A 16023-nucleotide genomic window follows, 5' to 3' on the forward strand; every position below is an offset into this window, starting at 1 on the left:
GTAATAGGCACTGTATAAATAAAGTCAACTTCATCAGCAAATTCTTCACTGTCGTTGATTACAGAGATTAATTGAAATAAATAAACTGATGTTGGAATAAGAATAGCGTGTACCCACCAATGTTTGTTTGTTAAAAACCATATTATTAGTAGGACTAACGGTACAAATTTTGAAAAAAACATATACACATAAGTTTGGACATTACTATAGTATCCACCATTTACAGTGCCTAATATAGTTTCGTAATTTTCTAAATCCCTAGGTATATTTTGATGTATGTATAATAGGTAGGGAATGAATATTACTATTATCATAATAACACTTCCAGTCCAAAGTGAAGTTTTTCTATTATTTTTCATGGGGTTATTTATTCAGGGTTGTTCAAATATACTTTTTTATTTTATTTTACGCAAAAAAACCACAATAATATTTTTATTGTGGTATCAATGCTTATAGTTGCAATAAATATTATTTATCCGTTTCTTGGAATAATAATATCAGCCTTTCTTATAGCAGTATTATCTGTAGAAGTATAACTTAAAACTGCTACCGCTACAAATGCAGATACCATAAGCAATCCGAAAATTAATTTTAGTTTTTTCATTATAGTAAGAATTAAATGATTAGTAAGAACCTCGAAGGTACATTTAATCTTACAAATAGGCAAAAAAATCCCAATTTATTTTTAAAAATTTTAAAAATAAAGGACATGTAAAGGTTTTTTTAGCTTCATTTTAAGGGGTTTAGTCTATAAAATAAATTTTAAAAACCTTTAAGTTACAGTTTATAAAAAACTTCTATTTTGGAGATTTTAAAAGCAAATTTGGTTTTTAATTGCAATAAAATTGGGTGTTTTTTATTATTAAAACCAACAAACCGTAAATTCTCTCCGTAAAAATTTACAATTAATAGGGACGCTCTTATGTTGCAAATATAAAAAAATATTTAGAATGTGCAACTGTTTGTACTAAATAAATAACCATTTATTAGTTAAAATGTACTTTTTGTAAGTTTTTATCTTATTTTGAGTAGATAGTAGCTTTATGTCCTCTTGAAAAGCCAATTAATGTAATTCCAAATTCTTTTGCAAAATCTACAGCTAAAGTTGAACATGCTGAAACAGCTACAACTACAGGTATATGAGCAATAAACGCTTTGGATATTATTTCATAAGAAACACGACCACTTACTAACATACAATTTACGTTGTTTAGTAGATTAGAATTTATTAATTCACCTATTACTTTGTCGACTGCGTTATGTCGACCTATGTCTTCTTTTAGGGCTAGAATTTCATAGTTTATGTCTAACAACGCAGCTGCATGAGAACCTCCTGACAAATCAAACGTTTCTTGCTTTGCTGTCATTTCAGAAAATAGTTGTTTTAATTTTTTTGTGTCAAATATAAATTTTGATGATAATTTTTCTCCAGTAACTGAAATATCTTCTAATTTTTGTTTTCCGCAAATTCCGCACGAAGATACAGAAAGTAATGTTCGTTTATTTAAATAGCCTTTTCCAATATGTTGTGGGGGGATTGATACATTTATAATAGAAAATCCATTTTCTCTTTTTTCAATAATTTCTAATAGTGGATTTTTAAAGTTTTTATAAATGTCTTCTGCAAAAAGTAAGCCTCTAATTAATTCAAAATCGTCACCAGGAGTTCTCATTACAACTGTATATGGTTCAGAATTAATATTGATTTGTAATGCAGCTTCAACTACTAAAGCGTCATTCACTTTTTTTGAATTCCCATTGTTTAGTTGTAAACCTTCGTAGTTTAATGTTTGCATACTTAATGTTTAAACTTTTTCAAAATCAACTGCTACAACTTTGTATTCGGGTGTCATTGTTTCTTTATCTCCAACACTTCCTGTAATAATATTAATAAATACCTCAGGTTGATGGAAAGTAGTTCTTAAAACTCCTCTTTTAACATTTTTAGAGTATTTTATAGGTATCTTAACACTTCCTCTATCAGAAAATATTCGAACAGTCTCAAGGTCTTTAATTCCTTTCTCTTTAGCATCTCTTGGGTGAACTTCTAAAATGTCTTTTGCTAAAATAGTTTGGTTGTCAGTTCTACGTGTCATGGTTCCTGAATTGTAATGTTCTAATTCTCTACCAGTTGTTAAAATAAATGGGTATTTTTTACCGTGTGAAGTTATTTCAGGAGTTTCTTCAAAATCAAAATGATGAAAAGTTCCAATTCCTTTTTTAAATTGCCCATCAATATGAAGCATTTTTGTATCGGTTCCATCCTCCTTTATTGGCCATTGTAAACCGTTTTCACCCAACCGATCCCAAGTTAGTCCTTTCATAAATGGAATTACATCAGCAATTTCTTCAATTACCTTAGCAGCGTCATAAGTTAATCCAGTTGGCTGCTTATATCCTAATCTACTCATCATATCGATTATAATTTGACCATCGGGTTTTGTATTTCCTATTGGTTCAATAACTTTATTTACTCGTTGAACTCTTCGTTCTCCATTCGTAAATGTTCCATTTTTCTCAAAATAGGAAGAAGCTGGAAGCACAACATCTGCCATTTCAGAGGTTGCTGTCATAAAAAGCTCTTGAACAACTATTAATTCTAATTTTTCAAATGCTTTTATACTATGATTTGTATTTGGGTCAGTCATAATGGTATCTTCACCCATAATGTAGAGTGCTTTTAATTTACCTTCAATAGCGGCATCTAACATTTCAGGAATTTTTAACCCTTCAAATTCAGGCATCTTTTCTACCTTATATTTATTTGCATAATAGTTTTGAACGTCAGGTAAATTAATGTTTAAGTAGCCAGCTCCTTGATGCGGTTGAACACCCATATCAGCTGCTCCTTGAACATTGTTTTGTCCTCGTAAAGGATTTAATCCAACGCCATTGCGTCCAATATTTCCTGTCATCATTGCTAAGTTAGAGAGTAGCATTACAGTTTTACTTCCTTGAAAATGCTCTGTAACACCTAAACCGTGAAATTCCATAGCATTATTTGATGTGGCATATGCAATTGCGGCTTCTCTCACTAAACCTTTAGAAACGCCTGTGAGAGTTTCTAACTCATCCATATCAAGATTTTCAACATGATTTTTAAACTCAATATATTTTTCAGTATATGAATCAATGAAATGTTGATTTACTAAATTATCTTTTATGATATAATGGGAAATCATATTTAAAATAGCCACGTTAGTACCCGGTCTTATTTGCAAATGGTATTGTGCTAAATCTGCTAATTTAGTTTTGATAGGGTCTACAACAATCGATGTGACACCTTTCATAAAGGCCTGTTTTATTTTAGCCCCAGTAACTGGGTGACCTTTTATTGGGTTTGCACCAAATAGAAAAATAGCATCGGTTTGTTTTAAATCTTCTATTGAGTTTGTAGCTGCACCTGTTCCAAAAGATTTTTGCATTCCTAAAGCAGTAGGAGCATGGCAAACGCGCGCACAACCATCAATATTATTAGTTCCAACAGCAACACGAATCATTTTTTGCATTAAATAATTTTCTTCATTTGTTGCTCTTGAGGATGAAATACCTCCGATTGAATCAGCTCCGTATTTGTTTTTAATGGCAGTTAATTTAGTTGCTATAAAGTCATATGCTTCATTCCAAGATACTTCTTCAAATTTTCCATTCTTTTTAATCATAGGCTCTCTTAACCTATCTGGATGATCATAAAATTGGAAAGCAAAACGTCCTTTTAAGCATGTATGTCCTTCATTTACTTCAGCAGTTTCTGGTGCTTGAATTCCTCTAATTTTTCCATCAATTACTGAAACATCCAACTGGCAACCCACACCGCAATAGGTGCAAGTTGTTCTCACAGTTTTATCAGGTATAAGTGTTTTTGTTTCAAATTTATCGGTTAGCGCTTCCGTAGGGCAAGTTTGTACGCAAGCTCCACAAGAAACACAAGCAGATTCATTAAAGGTAGTATCAAAACCTTTTATAATATTAGTCGCAAAACCTCTTCCTGACATTCCAAGAATCATTTCTCCTTGAATTTCTTCACAAGCTCTTACACAACGAAAGCAGTTAATACATTGCGATAAATCTGATTTAATATAGGGATGCGCTCTATCAGTTTCAATGTCTAAGTGATTTTTACCTTCAGGATAACGTACGTTTGGAATTCCAATTTGCGCTATTGTTTCTTGAAAAGGCGTTGCTTTTTTTCCTTCTGAAGGAAAAATTTTATCAGCAGGATAATCGGTTAAAACCAATTCAACAATATTTTTGCGAAGACGTTTCATTTTATCAGTATTATGATAAATGTATAAACCTTCTGAAGTAGGTGTGTGGCAAGAAGCCATTGTTTTTGTTAGACCGTCTTTTTCTCTAGCAACTTCAACCGAACAAACTCTACAAGACCCGAAATTTTCTAGTCTATCATCTTGGCACATTGTTGGTATTGCAAGATGGTTTTGTTCAATTCTACGAACAAATTCTAAGATTGTTTCTCCAGTATTAAACTCGTGAGCTATGTTATTTATATACGCTTTCATGTTGATTTAATTAGAGGTAAAAAATTGTTGTAGTTCTTCTTTAAAATACTGCAAAGCATTTTTTATTGGAAGAGGGACTCCTCCGCCTAAAGCGCAAAGAGAACCAATTTCTAAGGTTTCTAATAAGTCATCAAATAATTGACGATTTATTTTATAGTCTGAATTTTGAGCTTTTTGAAGCATTTCCATTCCTCTAAAAGATCCAATTCTACACGGATAACATTTTCCACAAGATTCATCGGCTGTAAATTGCATTAAATGTTCTAAAAATTCAATCATTGAAAAATTTTCAGGTATTGAAACAAAACTTGCATGACCTAATAAAAATCCATTCGTATTTAAACTTTCAAAATCTAATGTTAATTCTCCAATTTTATGCATTGGAACAATTCCTCCAAGTGGGCCGCCAATTTGAAAAGCTTTTATATCCTCTTTGAATCCATTTCCGTATTCATAAAAAATAGTGTGTAAATCAGTGCCCATTTCTATTTCATACATTCCTGGTTTGTTGAAAAAACTGTCTAATGAAACTAATTTTGTTCCGGTAGATTGTTTTGTTCCTAGTTTTGCATATTCAGTTCCACCATTTTCTAAAATCCAATGAATATTTGCAAATGTTTCTACATTACTTAATACTGTTGGTTTTCCAAATAATCCATATTGCGCAGGATAAGGCGGACGAACACGAACTTCAGGACGTAAACCTTCAATTGAATTTAATAATGCAGTTTCTTCGCCGCACACATAAGAACCTTGACCGCTAATAATTTTAAATCTAAAATCTCCAATTAATTCTTTTTCTTTTAATTCATAAATTGCTTTGGAAATAATCCTGATAGAATCTGGATATTCAGCTCGTATATAAAGTACTCCGGTGTTTGCACCAACTATTAAACCAGCCATATACATGCCAAAAAGCACTTTATGAGGTTGATGTTCCATTAAATACATATCTGAATAAGCTCCAGGATCTCCTTCATCTGCATTACAAACAATATATTTTTGAGTATTGGTTTCCTTAATCACAGCATCTAATTTAAACCAAAAAGGAAATCCAGCACCGCCACGACCACGTAAATTTGAAATTTTTACTTCTTCAATTACTTTTGTTGGATTGTTCTTTAGCTTTTCAGCTAGTGCATAAAATTTAACTACATTTTTAATTTTGGATGTTAAAATAGGAGTTGTATTACAACCAATAGTATAGTTGTTTTTTTGATATTTTTTAGTGCTTAAAATTTTTTTCAACTCTTCCTCTGAATTAGCAGAATAAGTATTACCATCATACATGAAAGCATTATTAGTATGGCAACGCCCAATGCAAGCAGCATGACCAATTTCGTCTTCTTTAAAATGATTATTTAAATTCTTTTGAAGTTTATTTTGAGTTTTTGCAACCATACAAGCTGTTCCGCTACAAACGTGTACTTTTTTATTTCTATTTTCTTTACGCGTAAAGTCGTAAAATGATGCGGTACCAAAAACAACAGAGTCGTCAATTAAAAAGCGGTGTGCTAAATCTTTAAATTCTTCATTAGAAGCATTTTTATGTGTCAAATCAGCAATATTTTCAAACAAATTATCATCTAATTCTTTTCTTGAAGATAGGGTGCGAATATTTTTATTTGCCATTTTAAATCGAGTATAATTCTGCTAAAAATACTAAATTTATTTTTTATGAAGCCCTTAATTCAAACCTTTTCGCAGATAATTACAATATGTTTATTATGCAAATTAGTTGTAAAAAAGAGGTAATCATTGCCGCCTTCTTTTAGGTTTGTTTTTTTTCTAATTTGAGAAACAGTCTCAGGAAAATTTCTCGTAGTAATATTCGCTTTTTTTGAAGGAATAAGCTTCGTTAATTCTTTTTTATTATATGATATAACATGTTTTATTTGAAAGCTTCGTCCTGGAAACTCACTCAAATTAGTTGATGTATATAAATGAGAATGTTGATGTAATTTATCAATTTTTAATTGGGCTGATATTTGATTAAAAGCACCAGCTTTTAAAATGGCCGAATTTGGTTCAAACAAATATTTTTTAGGTTCAGAATATGTTGCTACGAGTTCTTCTTGATAATTAAAATCAAATGTTTGAATGTTATTCTTATTGAAGTTAATAGTTTTTATATCAATGTGTTGTATGTAATTTTTTTCTAAAATAAACAATAATTCCTTTACCTCATTTTCTACAGAAACAACATGGATTTCTTTGACAAAATTTAATTCATTAATTGCACTTGAAATATCTAACATTGGTGATATTTTAAGTAATATATGATCAGTTTTTTTAAATAATAATTCTAAATTTTCTGGAATATTAGGTAAACAGTCTTGTAATAAAAACACTTTTCCTTTTCTATCATTTCTTCTAGACGGGTCACTATAAATCCAATCAAATTTAGAGTCTGATTTTTCTAAATAGCTTAATCCATTACCAACAAAGGTTTCAATGTTTTTTAGATTGAATTGTTTGTTATTATGTGATACAATTTTCGATAATTCCTGATTTATTTCACAATGAGTTATATTTTTAATTTTCTTTGAAAAATAATAGGTATCAACTCCAAATCCGCCCGTAATATCTATTAGTGAATTTCCTGAAACTAAATTAGCTTTATAGTTGGCGGTAATTTCAGAAGAGGTTTGTTCAATATTTAGTTTGTTTGGGTAGTATATATTTTCTTTTTGAAACCAAGTTGGTAACTTGGTTTTACATTTGTTTTTTGAAACAATTTGTTCAGCAATTTCTTGTGTAGTAACTTCATCAAAATTCGTTCCTTTTAAAATCAGTTTTGTCATATCCGATTTTAAATTGGCGTTTATATATTCTTGAATTTCTTTATTTAAAATAGTTGTATTCAATAATTAATTAATTAATTCAACAAGTTTTGTAATTGTTCTCCAGTTTCTTGAAGTAGCTATAGTTTCTAATTTTTTCTCAATAATATTTATTGTTAATTTAGATTTTCCAGCACCATTTGGATAATGAATATACGCACAATTATCTATTATTTTAACATCTTCATCATTAGTTAAATAAGGTTCTAATCGTTTAATTCCTTTAGCTAAATAATTAGCTTTTAAAATTATTGCATATAGTGGTCTAATGTCTATTTCTTTATTTTTTAAAAAAGGGTTTGATTCGAAAACTGTTTTAAGTTGTTTTTTTGTGACTACTAATACTTTAATTGTATGACCAAATTCTTTTTTTACTTGTTCTGTAATTTGTTCCTCAAGTATAGAACTGTTCTTTTGTAAAGATTCAAAAATAACATTGCCACTTTGGATGTATGTTGTAACTTCATAAAAGCCTAAATTAACAAAAAGTTGTTTTAATTCAGACATTTTAATTTTATGATGTCCCGAAACATTTATACCTCGTAAAAGTGCTATGTAGGTTATCATAAATTACGATTATAAATTCTTAGTTAGTGATTTTACAATCTTGTTTTCAGATAAAAAAGCTTTTAAAATTACTTTAATAGCTGTATAAGTAGGCACGGCAACGATCATTCCTGTGACCCCAAATAAAACACCACCAATCATAATCACTAGAAATATTTCTAAAGGATGTGATTTTACGCTGTTTGAGAAAATTAAAGGTTGGCTTAAAAAATTATCTATCAATTGCGCAATTACGTAGCCAATCATTACATAAATAGTAGTTGGTAAAATTTCAGTTTGAAAATCTTGACCAAGGTTACTGCTCATACTTAAAAATAGCATTAAAAAACCTCCAATTAGTGGTCCTACATATGGAATTAAATTCAGTAATGAACATAAAAAAGCAATGACTACCGCATTTTCAATCCCAAAAATAACTAATGTCAAGGTGTAAATTATAAATAAGATTGTTATTTGGAAAACCAAGCCAATAAAATATCTTGACAACAAATTATTAATAGTTGATAATGATTTTTTCAATTTATTCTGACTTTTATCACTAACCATCACATAAATGGAATTTTCCATAATATGTGTGTCCTTCATAAAAAAGAACGTAATAAAAATCACTGAGAATAATCCAATACTAATATTTCCAACGGTACCAATAACAGAGTTTAAAAGATTTGGAATAGCAGTAACATTTTGGAATAAATCGGCGTGTTTTAATTCATTTAAAATATCAATGTCTCGCGCTAAAAAATAATCGTTAATTTGATTTAGTAAATTTTGAATATTGGATTGAAGTTGATCAATATTAAGCAGCGATAAATTTTCTCCTTGTTGCACTATTAAAGGTATAAACATACTTATTAAGCCACTTAAAATTCCTAAAAACAAAAACATAGTTGTAATTACTGCTAGTGTATTTGGAAATTTTAATTTACGTTTTAAAAAACGTATGATAGGACTTCCAATTAGAGAAATTACGGCAGCAATTGCTAAATAAATAATGATTGATTGAACACTATATAAAAAATAAAGCAATATTAATATTCCTATAATAATACCTATAGCCTTTAGTATTCCGTTTGTAATTGTATTTGAAGTCATTTTTAAATAATGTTTAAGGTTTATTAAAATTATTTATTAAAATCCAATTGCTTTGTCATCACCTCTATAATCAGCACCACCTTCTAATTTTCCGTTTGACAACACTAAAATTGCATCAACTTTTCCTAATATTCTAGAATTTTCTTGATTTGTGCTGTATCCTTTTTTTTGTAATTTAGAAATTAAGATGCTGTCAAAACCTTTAGGTTCAAAAGTTATAACATCAGGCAACCATTGGTGATGAAATCTTGGTGCATCAACGGATTCTTGCATTCCAAAATTAAATTCGTATACATTTAAAATAGTTTGCATTACTGAAGTAATAATTGTAGAACCTCCAGGTGATCCAACAACCATATACAACTTTCCATCTTTCTCAACTATAGTAGGAGTCATAGAACTTAACATGCGTTTTTCAGGCTGAATAGAGTTTGCTGCAGCACCAATTAAACCAAACATATTTGGCTCGCCAGGTTTAGAACTAAAATCATCCATTTCATTATTTAAAAAGAAACCACCTTCAGAAACATATACTTTAGATCCGTATGCGCCATTTAATGTAGTTGTTACGGAAACAGCATTTCCATAACTGTCAACAATAGAGTAGTGCGTTGTTTCATCACTTTCATATCCTTCAATATTTCCATGCTTTAAATCCGAAGAAAGTGTTGCATTATCCCACGAGAAATTAGCCATTCTTTTTTGAACATAGTCGTTAGAAATTAACGTTTCAATAGGAATTTTCACAAAATCGGGATCCCCTAAATAAAAAGATCTATCAGCGTAAGCCCTGCGCTCGGCTTCTGTAATTAATTGAACAGCTTTTGCTGAATTATGCCCGTAAGAGGCTATATCATAAGGCTCTAAGGCCTTAAAAATTTGCGCATTGCAAACACCACCGCTTGATGGAGGTGACATTGCTATTATTTTTAAGTCTTTATAGGTAAATTCTACAGGATTTCTCCATTGGGATTCATATTTTTCTAGATCTTCTAAAGTAATAATGCCACCTAAATTTTGAACATAGTTTACAAGTATTTCAGCAGTCTCTCCTTTGTAAAAACCATCTCTACCGTGAGTTTTAATTCGTTCAAAGGTTTTCGCTAAATTAGGATATTTTATAGTGTCTCCTTCTTTCCAATCGTCATCTAACATAATTTTTTCAGGGTTTGCTTCTGAAAATAAATGGCGATACCTATTTAATCTTTCAGCCTGTTTTTTTGTTACTATAACTCCTCTATTTGCAAGTTCAATGGCAGGTTGAATTAACTCATCAAATGGAATTGTTCCAAATTTTTGATGGACTTTAAACAACCCGTCAATAGTTCCAGGCACACCAACTGCCATGGCACCTAAAGTACTTTTTCCTTTTATAATCTCTCCATTCTCATCTAAATACATATCTCTTGTAGCTGCCAATGGGGCTTTTTCTCTATAATCTAAAGCACCAGTTGTGCCATCATTTGTTCTGTAAACCATAAAACCACCTCCACCAATATTTCCTGCAAATGGATAAGCAACAGTTAAGGCCAAATCCGTTGCAATCATGGCATCAAATGCATTACCACCTTTTTGCATTACTAGTGTACCTATTTTTGAAGCTTCTTCTCGTGCACTTACAACCATAGCGCTATCAGCAATAAATCCTTTTCCTGCATTGTTTTCTGCTTTTTTTGATGAATTTTGGTTGCATTGTATGAATAGTAAAACAATTGTAATTAGTTGGAAAAGTTTTTTCATATTGTTAAAAAAGTAGTTTTTTCGTTTGTAAATTGTTCTAAATCTTTAAAGAAAGTGGTGAAGTCATCTTCAAATTCATTGTAATATAGCTTTAAATCTTCGGTTGCCAAATTCATTTTTGATATTCCTTTAGTCCGTTTATTCATACCATATAAAATTTTTCCAATTCCTTCAGTTGTTGCATAAGCTACCAACCAATTGTGTTCAATCATATATGGAAGTATTTGTTGAATTTTTGAAGGGAAAGATTGAGCATTCTCATTTAAAAATGAATATATACTATTGGCATAAACTTCTAAAGGAATTTCAGAATAATGAGCCCAATTTTTAGCTAAATAATGATCATACAGTATGTCAATAATTACTCCATCATAGTGATTATATCTCTGGTGTAAACGTCGTTTGCTTTTTCTTACAATTGGGTGATTGTCCGTATAAGTATCAATTTCTCTATGCAATAAGATACCCGCTTGAATTTCAGATGGATAATTATTGTGTTTGTTTCCTTTGACAGCGTCAGCTATAAAATTTCCAATAAGAATATTTTTATTACTTTTTGATAGATACAAGTGAGCTAAAAAATTCATAGGATAAATTTAAACAATGATACAAAAAAATCCGCTTTTAGCGGATTTTAATTATGATATTTTATCTTGTTTTAGCTGTTTAGCATAACAGGCATCACTAGCATTGTAATAAATTCACCTTCTTCAACACCATCAATTGGAGTTAAAATTCCAGCTCTGTTTGGTAATGACATTTCAATTAAAATTTCATCAGAGTTTAAATTACTAAGCATCTCTGATAAAAATCGTGAATTAAAACCTATTTGTAAATCATCACCTTGGTATTCACAAACTAAGCGCTCTTCGGCTTTATTAGAATAATCAGTATCTTCAGCAGAAATATTTAATTCTGTCCCTGCCATTTTTAAGCGAATTTGGTGTGTTGTTTTACTTGAGAAAATCGAAACACGTTTTACTGAATTTAAAAAAGTTCCTCGATCAACTGTCAATTTATTTGGGTTTTCTTTTGGAATAACGGCTTCATAATTTGGATATTTTCCATCAATTAATCTACAAACCAATACTACATTATCAAAAGTAAATTTAGCATTTGCATCATTGTACTCAATAGTTACATCACTATCTGAACCTCCTAAAATACCTTTTAATAAGTTTAAAGGCTTTTTAGGCATAATAAATTCTGCAGTTTCATTTGCAACAACATCAGTTCTTGCATATTTTACTAATTTATGAGCATCGGTGGCAACAAAAGTCAGACCGTCAGTTGCAAATTGAAAGAAAACACCACTCATTACAGGTCTTAAATCATCATTACCGGCAGCAAATATTGTTTTTGAAATAGCTTCTGCTAAAATTGAGCCAGGTATAATTGTACTACTTGGCGATTCAATAGAAACAGCTTTTGGAAATTCATTCCCATCAAAATAGGCCATATCGTATTTTCCTTGACTAGAGCTAATTTCAATATTATTATCTTCAGTTTTAAAAGTTAAAGGTTGATTAGGAAATGTTTTTAAAGTTTCTAACAATAAACGTGCTGAAACAGCTACAGAACCTTCAGAATCTGACTCAACATCAATAGTTGTGGTCATCGTAGTTTCTAAATCCGAAGCAGATATTTTCAATTCGTTTTGACTTAATTCGAATAAAAAATTATCTAAAATTGGAAGAGTGTTACTACTGTTTATAACGCCACCCAAAACTTGAAGTTGTTTTAATAATTGGCTACTTGATACTATAAATTTCATTTACGATTATTTTAATAGAATGATTTACAAATATATCCTAAAAATGTTGTTATTAAAAAGATTTTTATTAACAGTTTTATATTTTTAAAATTGTGCTTTAAATTAAAGAATTTATTGCTCTATTATGCCTATTTAATAGTTATAATTGTGTTAATTTGAATATTAAATCTAGAAAACATAAATTTAATTTTATATTTGTTTTACTACTAAAAAATCACATTTTAATATGAGAAAATTATTTCTGCTTGTTTTTGCTGTATTTTTTTATGCGTCACTAGCTTATTCACAAGCACCTTTAAAGCCAACTTCAGGTGATATTTATCAATCTATTAAAAAATTGAATTTTTTAGGAAAGGTGTTATACATTGCTGCACATCCTGATGATGAGAACACTCGATTAATTTCTTATTTTTCTAATGATGTAAAAGCTCAAACAGCTTATTTAAGTTTAACAAGAGGGGATGGAGGACAAAATTTAATTGGTCCTGAATTGCGCGAATTGTTAGGAGTAATAAGAACGCAAGAATTATTAGCAGCAAGAAAAATTGATGGCGGACAACAATTTTTTACACGTGCAAATGATTTTGGTTATTCTAAGCATCCCGATGAAACACTAGAAATTTGGAATGAAGAAGAGGTTTTAAGCGATGTAGTTGCTGTAATTAGAAAATTTAAACCTGATGTAATTATCAATAGGTTTAATCATAGAACTCCTGGAACTACACACGGACATCATACATCTTCAGCAATGTTAAGTTTTAAAGCTTTTGATTTAGCCTCTACAAAAACATATAAAACGCATTTATCTAATGATGAGACTTGGCAGTCAAAACGATTATTTTTTAACACATCGTGGTGGTTTTATGGAAGTGAAGAAAATTTTAAGAATGCAGATAAAACTAATTTATTAAGCTTAGATATTGGTACATATTATGCTAATAAAGGTTTGTCCAATAGCGAAATAGCTTCATTAAGTAGAAGTCAGCACCAATCTCAAGGTTTTGGAAGTACTGGTACACGTGGTAGTCAAACGGAATATTTAGAGTTTTTGAAAGGTGACTTTCCAAAAAGTAAAAAAGTTTTTGATGGAATTGATACTTCTTGGAATAGAGTAGAAGGGGGTAATGAAATTGGTAAAATTTTATATAAAGTTGAAGAAGAATATAATTTCAAAAACCCTTCAGCAAGCATTTCTGAATTGATTGAAGCGTATAAGTTAATCTCAAATTTAAAAGATGAACATTGGAAACAAATTAAGTTACAGGAGATTAAGTCAATTATTGAGGCTTGTTCTGGGTTGTATTTAGAAGCAGTTGCAAATAATGCATCGTCTACTGTAGGATCTGAGAATACTTTAAAAATGGAAGCTATTAATAGGAGTGGTTATCCAATTAAATTAAAAACAGTAATTATTGATCCTCTAAATATTTCTCAAGAGAAATCGATTGTATTAGAAAATAATAAGTCAGAAAAATTTTCTTTAACAATTAAAATTCCTTCTACAATAAATAAAACAAATCCATATTGGTTGTTAGAAAAAGGGAGTTTAGGAATGTATAAAGTAAGCAAAAAAGAATTAATAAGCTTGCCAGAAACACCAAGAGCAGTTTTCGCTAATTTTATATTAGATTTTAATGGTTTTTCAATTCCTTTTTCAAAAGAAATAGTTTATAAATATAATGATCCTGTGAAAGGGGAAGTATACAAACCTTTTGAAATTTTACCTAAAGTATCTGCTTCTTTTGGTGATAAGGTATTTATTTTTTCAGACGATACACCTAGAAAAATTGCCTTAAAAGTTAAATCAGCAAAAGATACCTTGCAGGGAAAAATTGGTTTATGTATTCCTGAAAACTGGAAAGTTTCGCCTGAGAGCTTTCAATTTAGTTTTATTCAACAGGGAGAAGAACAAAGTTTTGAATTTGAGGTTGTTCCTCCCGCGAATCATTCAGAAGGAATTATTTCGCCTATGATTGAAGTAGAGGGCGAAACCTACACAAATGAATTGGTTGAGATTGATTATAATCACATCCCTTTTCAATCTGTTGTTATGCCTTCTGAAGCAAAAGTTGTTCGTTTAAATATTCAAAGAAAAGGACAATTAATTGGATATATTCAAGGAGCTGGAGACGTTGTTCCATCAAGTTTACGTCAAATAGGCTATACGGTTATTGAACTAAATTCTGAAGATATCACTCCGCAAAAACTAGAAAATTTTGATGCAGTTATTTTGGGAATTAGAGCATATAATACGAATGATAGAGCTAAATTTTTTCAAAAACATTTACATAATTATGTGCATGAAGGAGGTACTTTAATTGTTCAATATAATACAAATCGTAGGTTAAAAGTTGATAAAGTTGCACCGTATAAATTAGAATTATCTAGAGATAGAGTTACTGATGAAAATTCAGAAGTTAGAATAATTAATCCAGCGCATGAACTTCTAAATTATCCAAATAAAATTAATAAAGAAGATTTTGAAGGATGGGTTCAGGAACGTGGATTGTATTTTCCAAATAAATGGGATTCAAATTTTGAAGCCGTTATTAGCATGAATGATAAAAATGAATCACCAAAAAATGGTAGTTTATTAATTAGTAAATATGGAGAAGGTAATTTTATATATACGGGTTTAAGTTTCTTTAGAGAATTACCAGTTGGAGTTTCTGGGGCATATAAGTTATTTGCTAATATGCTTTCTGTTGGTAAAAATAACACGAAAAAACCATTAAAAAATTAAAAATGGATAAACATAAATTTGTCTGGAAAAAGGAATATACAGCTGTGTTGGTTGCCAACGCTATTTATATTTTGGTGTTTTATATATTAATGAAAATGTTCTCATAAAAAATGCAACAACTCGACTGGATTATTTTGATTGGAACTTTATTATTTATTGTTTCCTATGGAGCTTGGAAAACTCGTGGCAGTAAGAATGTAACAGATTTTATAAAAGGTGGAAGCGAAGCTAAATGGTGGACAATAGGCTTATCTGTTATGGCTACGCAAGCTAGCGCTATTACATTTTTATCTACTCCAGGACAAGCATTTCATTGCGGAATGGGCTTTGTTCAATTCTATTTTGGATTGCCAATTGCAATGATTGTAATTTGCTTAGTTTTTATTCCAATTTATTATCGACTTAATGTTTTTACAGCTTATGAATATTTAGAAACTAGATTTGATTTAAAAACTAGAAGTTTAGCTGCTATTTTGTTTTTAATTCAGCGTGGTTTGGCAGCTGGTATTACCATTTTTGCACCTGCAATTATATTGTCTGCAGTATTAGGGTGGAACTTAACAACTTTAAATATCATTATTGGGGTATTAGTTATAATTTATACGGTTTCTGGAGGAACAAAAGCTGTAAGTGTAACTCAAAAGCATCAAATGACAGTAATATTTGTTGGAATGTTTGTAGCTTTTTATTTAATAGTGAGTTATTTGCCGGCTGACATCAATTTTTCAAAAGCATTGAAAATTG

The 16023-nt window shown here is 30.1% G+C and carries 11 protein-coding genes and 2 pseudogenes; 2 read left to right on the forward strand and 11 right to left on the reverse strand.

What is annotated here, in order from left to right; genetic code table 11:
• The 11 genes and pseudogenes from HKP59_RS06005 to dnaN all read right to left on the reverse strand — a co-directional run.
• Nucleotides 1-359 (reverse strand): annotated as a pseudogene (locus tag HKP59_RS06005) (hypothetical protein); the annotation flags it as partial.
• Between the two features lie 113 nt (nt 360-472).
• Nucleotides 473-604 (reverse strand): hypothetical protein, encoded by a 132-nt coding sequence (locus HKP59_RS06010; RefSeq protein WP_291804536.1) that lies wholly within the window; start codon nt 602-604, stop codon nt 473-475.
• Nucleotides 605-1019: 415 nt separating this feature from the next.
• Nucleotides 1020-1796, reverse strand: coding sequence for a formate dehydrogenase accessory sulfurtransferase FdhD (gene fdhD, locus HKP59_RS06015; protein WP_291804537.1), 777 nt, complete (start codon nt 1794-1796; stop codon nt 1020-1022).
• A 9-nt stretch (nt 1797-1805) separates the two neighbouring features.
• Nucleotides 1806-4520, reverse strand: a complete 2715-nt coding sequence (gene fdhF, locus HKP59_RS06020) for a formate dehydrogenase subunit alpha (RefSeq protein ID WP_291804538.1) — start codon at nt 4518-4520, stop codon at nt 1806-1808.
• A 6-nt stretch (nt 4521-4526) separates the two neighbouring features.
• Nucleotides 4527-6152 carry an NADH-ubiquinone oxidoreductase-F iron-sulfur binding region domain-containing protein gene (locus HKP59_RS06025; RefSeq protein ID WP_291804539.1) on the reverse strand — a complete coding sequence of 542 codons (1626 nt, stop codon included), beginning with the start codon at nt 6150-6152 and terminating at the stop codon, nt 4527-4529.
• Nucleotides 6153-6211: 59 nt separating this feature from the next.
• The gene (locus HKP59_RS06030; protein ID WP_291804540.1) at nt 6212-7387 is read right to left on the reverse strand and encodes a class I SAM-dependent methyltransferase; all 1176 of its coding nucleotides are present in this window, start codon (nt 7385-7387) and stop codon (nt 6212-6214) included.
• A gap of 3 nt (nt 7388-7390) precedes the next feature.
• On the reverse strand, nt 7391-7930 hold the full coding sequence (locus HKP59_RS06035) for a DUF1697 domain-containing protein (protein WP_291804541.1): 540 nt from the start codon (nt 7928-7930) through the stop codon (nt 7391-7393).
• A gap of 9 nt (nt 7931-7939) precedes the next feature.
• Nucleotides 7940-9022 (reverse strand): AI-2E family transporter, encoded by a 1083-nt coding sequence (locus HKP59_RS06040; RefSeq protein WP_291804542.1) that lies wholly within the window; start codon nt 9020-9022, stop codon nt 7940-7942.
• Nucleotides 9023-9058: 36 nt separating this feature from the next.
• The gene (ggt, locus tag HKP59_RS06045) at nt 9059-10762 is read right to left on the reverse strand and encodes a gamma-glutamyltransferase (protein ID WP_291804543.1); all 1704 of its coding nucleotides are present in this window, start codon (nt 10760-10762) and stop codon (nt 9059-9061) included.
• Nucleotides 10759-11349 (reverse strand): ACP phosphodiesterase, encoded by a 591-nt coding sequence (locus HKP59_RS06050; RefSeq protein ID WP_291804544.1) that lies wholly within the window; start codon nt 11347-11349, stop codon nt 10759-10761. The genes ggt and HKP59_RS06050 overlap by 4 nt, the downstream gene beginning before the upstream one ends.
• A gap of 71 nt (nt 11350-11420) precedes the next feature.
• Entirely contained in the window at nt 11421-12536 is a 1116-nt protein-coding gene (gene dnaN / locus HKP59_RS06055) for a DNA polymerase III subunit beta (RefSeq protein WP_291804545.1), read from the reverse strand.
• 226 nt (nt 12537-12762) lie between these two features.
• On the opposite strand from dnaN, the gene HKP59_RS06060 reads away from it, so the two are divergent.
• Nucleotides 12763-15279, forward strand: coding sequence for a PIG-L family deacetylase (locus tag HKP59_RS06060; protein WP_291804547.1), 2517 nt, complete (start codon nt 12763-12765; stop codon nt 15277-15279).
• Nucleotides 15280-15389: 110 nt separating this feature from the next.
• A pseudogene (locus tag HKP59_RS06065) lies at nt 15390-16023 on the forward strand (sodium:solute symporter); the annotation flags it as partial.

The organism is Lutibacter sp., assembly GCF_013041805.1.
In the GTDB taxonomy this organism is placed as follows: domain Bacteria; phylum Bacteroidota; class Bacteroidia; order Flavobacteriales; family Flavobacteriaceae; genus Lutibacter.

What these genes read in the sequence shown, in the direction of transcription:
- HKP59_RS06060 (WP_291804547.1), top strand. Translation starts at nt 12,763, where the DNA reads ATGAGAAAATTATTTCTGCTTGTTTTTGCTGTATTTTTTTATGCGTCA.
- HKP59_RS06050 (WP_291804544.1), bottom strand. Translation starts at nt 11,349, where the DNA reads ATGAATTTTTTAGCTCACTTGTATCTATCAAAAAGTAATAAAAATATT.
- HKP59_RS06010 (WP_291804536.1), bottom strand. Translation starts at nt 604, where the DNA reads ATGAAAAAACTAAAATTAATTTTCGGATTGCTTATGGTATCTGCATTT.
- fdhF (WP_291804538.1), bottom strand. Translation starts at nt 4,520, where the DNA reads ATGAAAGCGTATATAAATAACATAGCTCACGAGTTTAATACTGGAGAA.
- ggt (WP_291804543.1), bottom strand. Translation starts at nt 10,762, where the DNA reads ATGAAAAAACTTTTCCAACTAATTACAATTGTTTTACTATTCATACAA.
- dnaN (WP_291804545.1), bottom strand. Translation starts at nt 12,536, where the DNA reads ATGAAATTTATAGTATCAAGTAGCCAATTATTAAAACAACTTCAAGTT.
- HKP59_RS06040 (WP_291804542.1), bottom strand. Translation starts at nt 9,022, where the DNA reads ATGACTTCAAATACAATTACAAACGGAATACTAAAGGCTATAGGTATT.
- HKP59_RS06035 (WP_291804541.1), bottom strand. Translation starts at nt 7,930, where the DNA reads ATGATAACCTACATAGCACTTTTACGAGGTATAAATGTTTCGGGACAT.
- HKP59_RS06025 (WP_291804539.1), bottom strand. Translation starts at nt 6,152, where the DNA reads ATGGCAAATAAAAATATTCGCACCCTATCTTCAAGAAAAGAATTAGAT.
- fdhD (WP_291804537.1), bottom strand. Translation starts at nt 1,796, where the DNA reads ATGCAAACATTAAACTACGAAGGTTTACAACTAAACAATGGGAATTCA.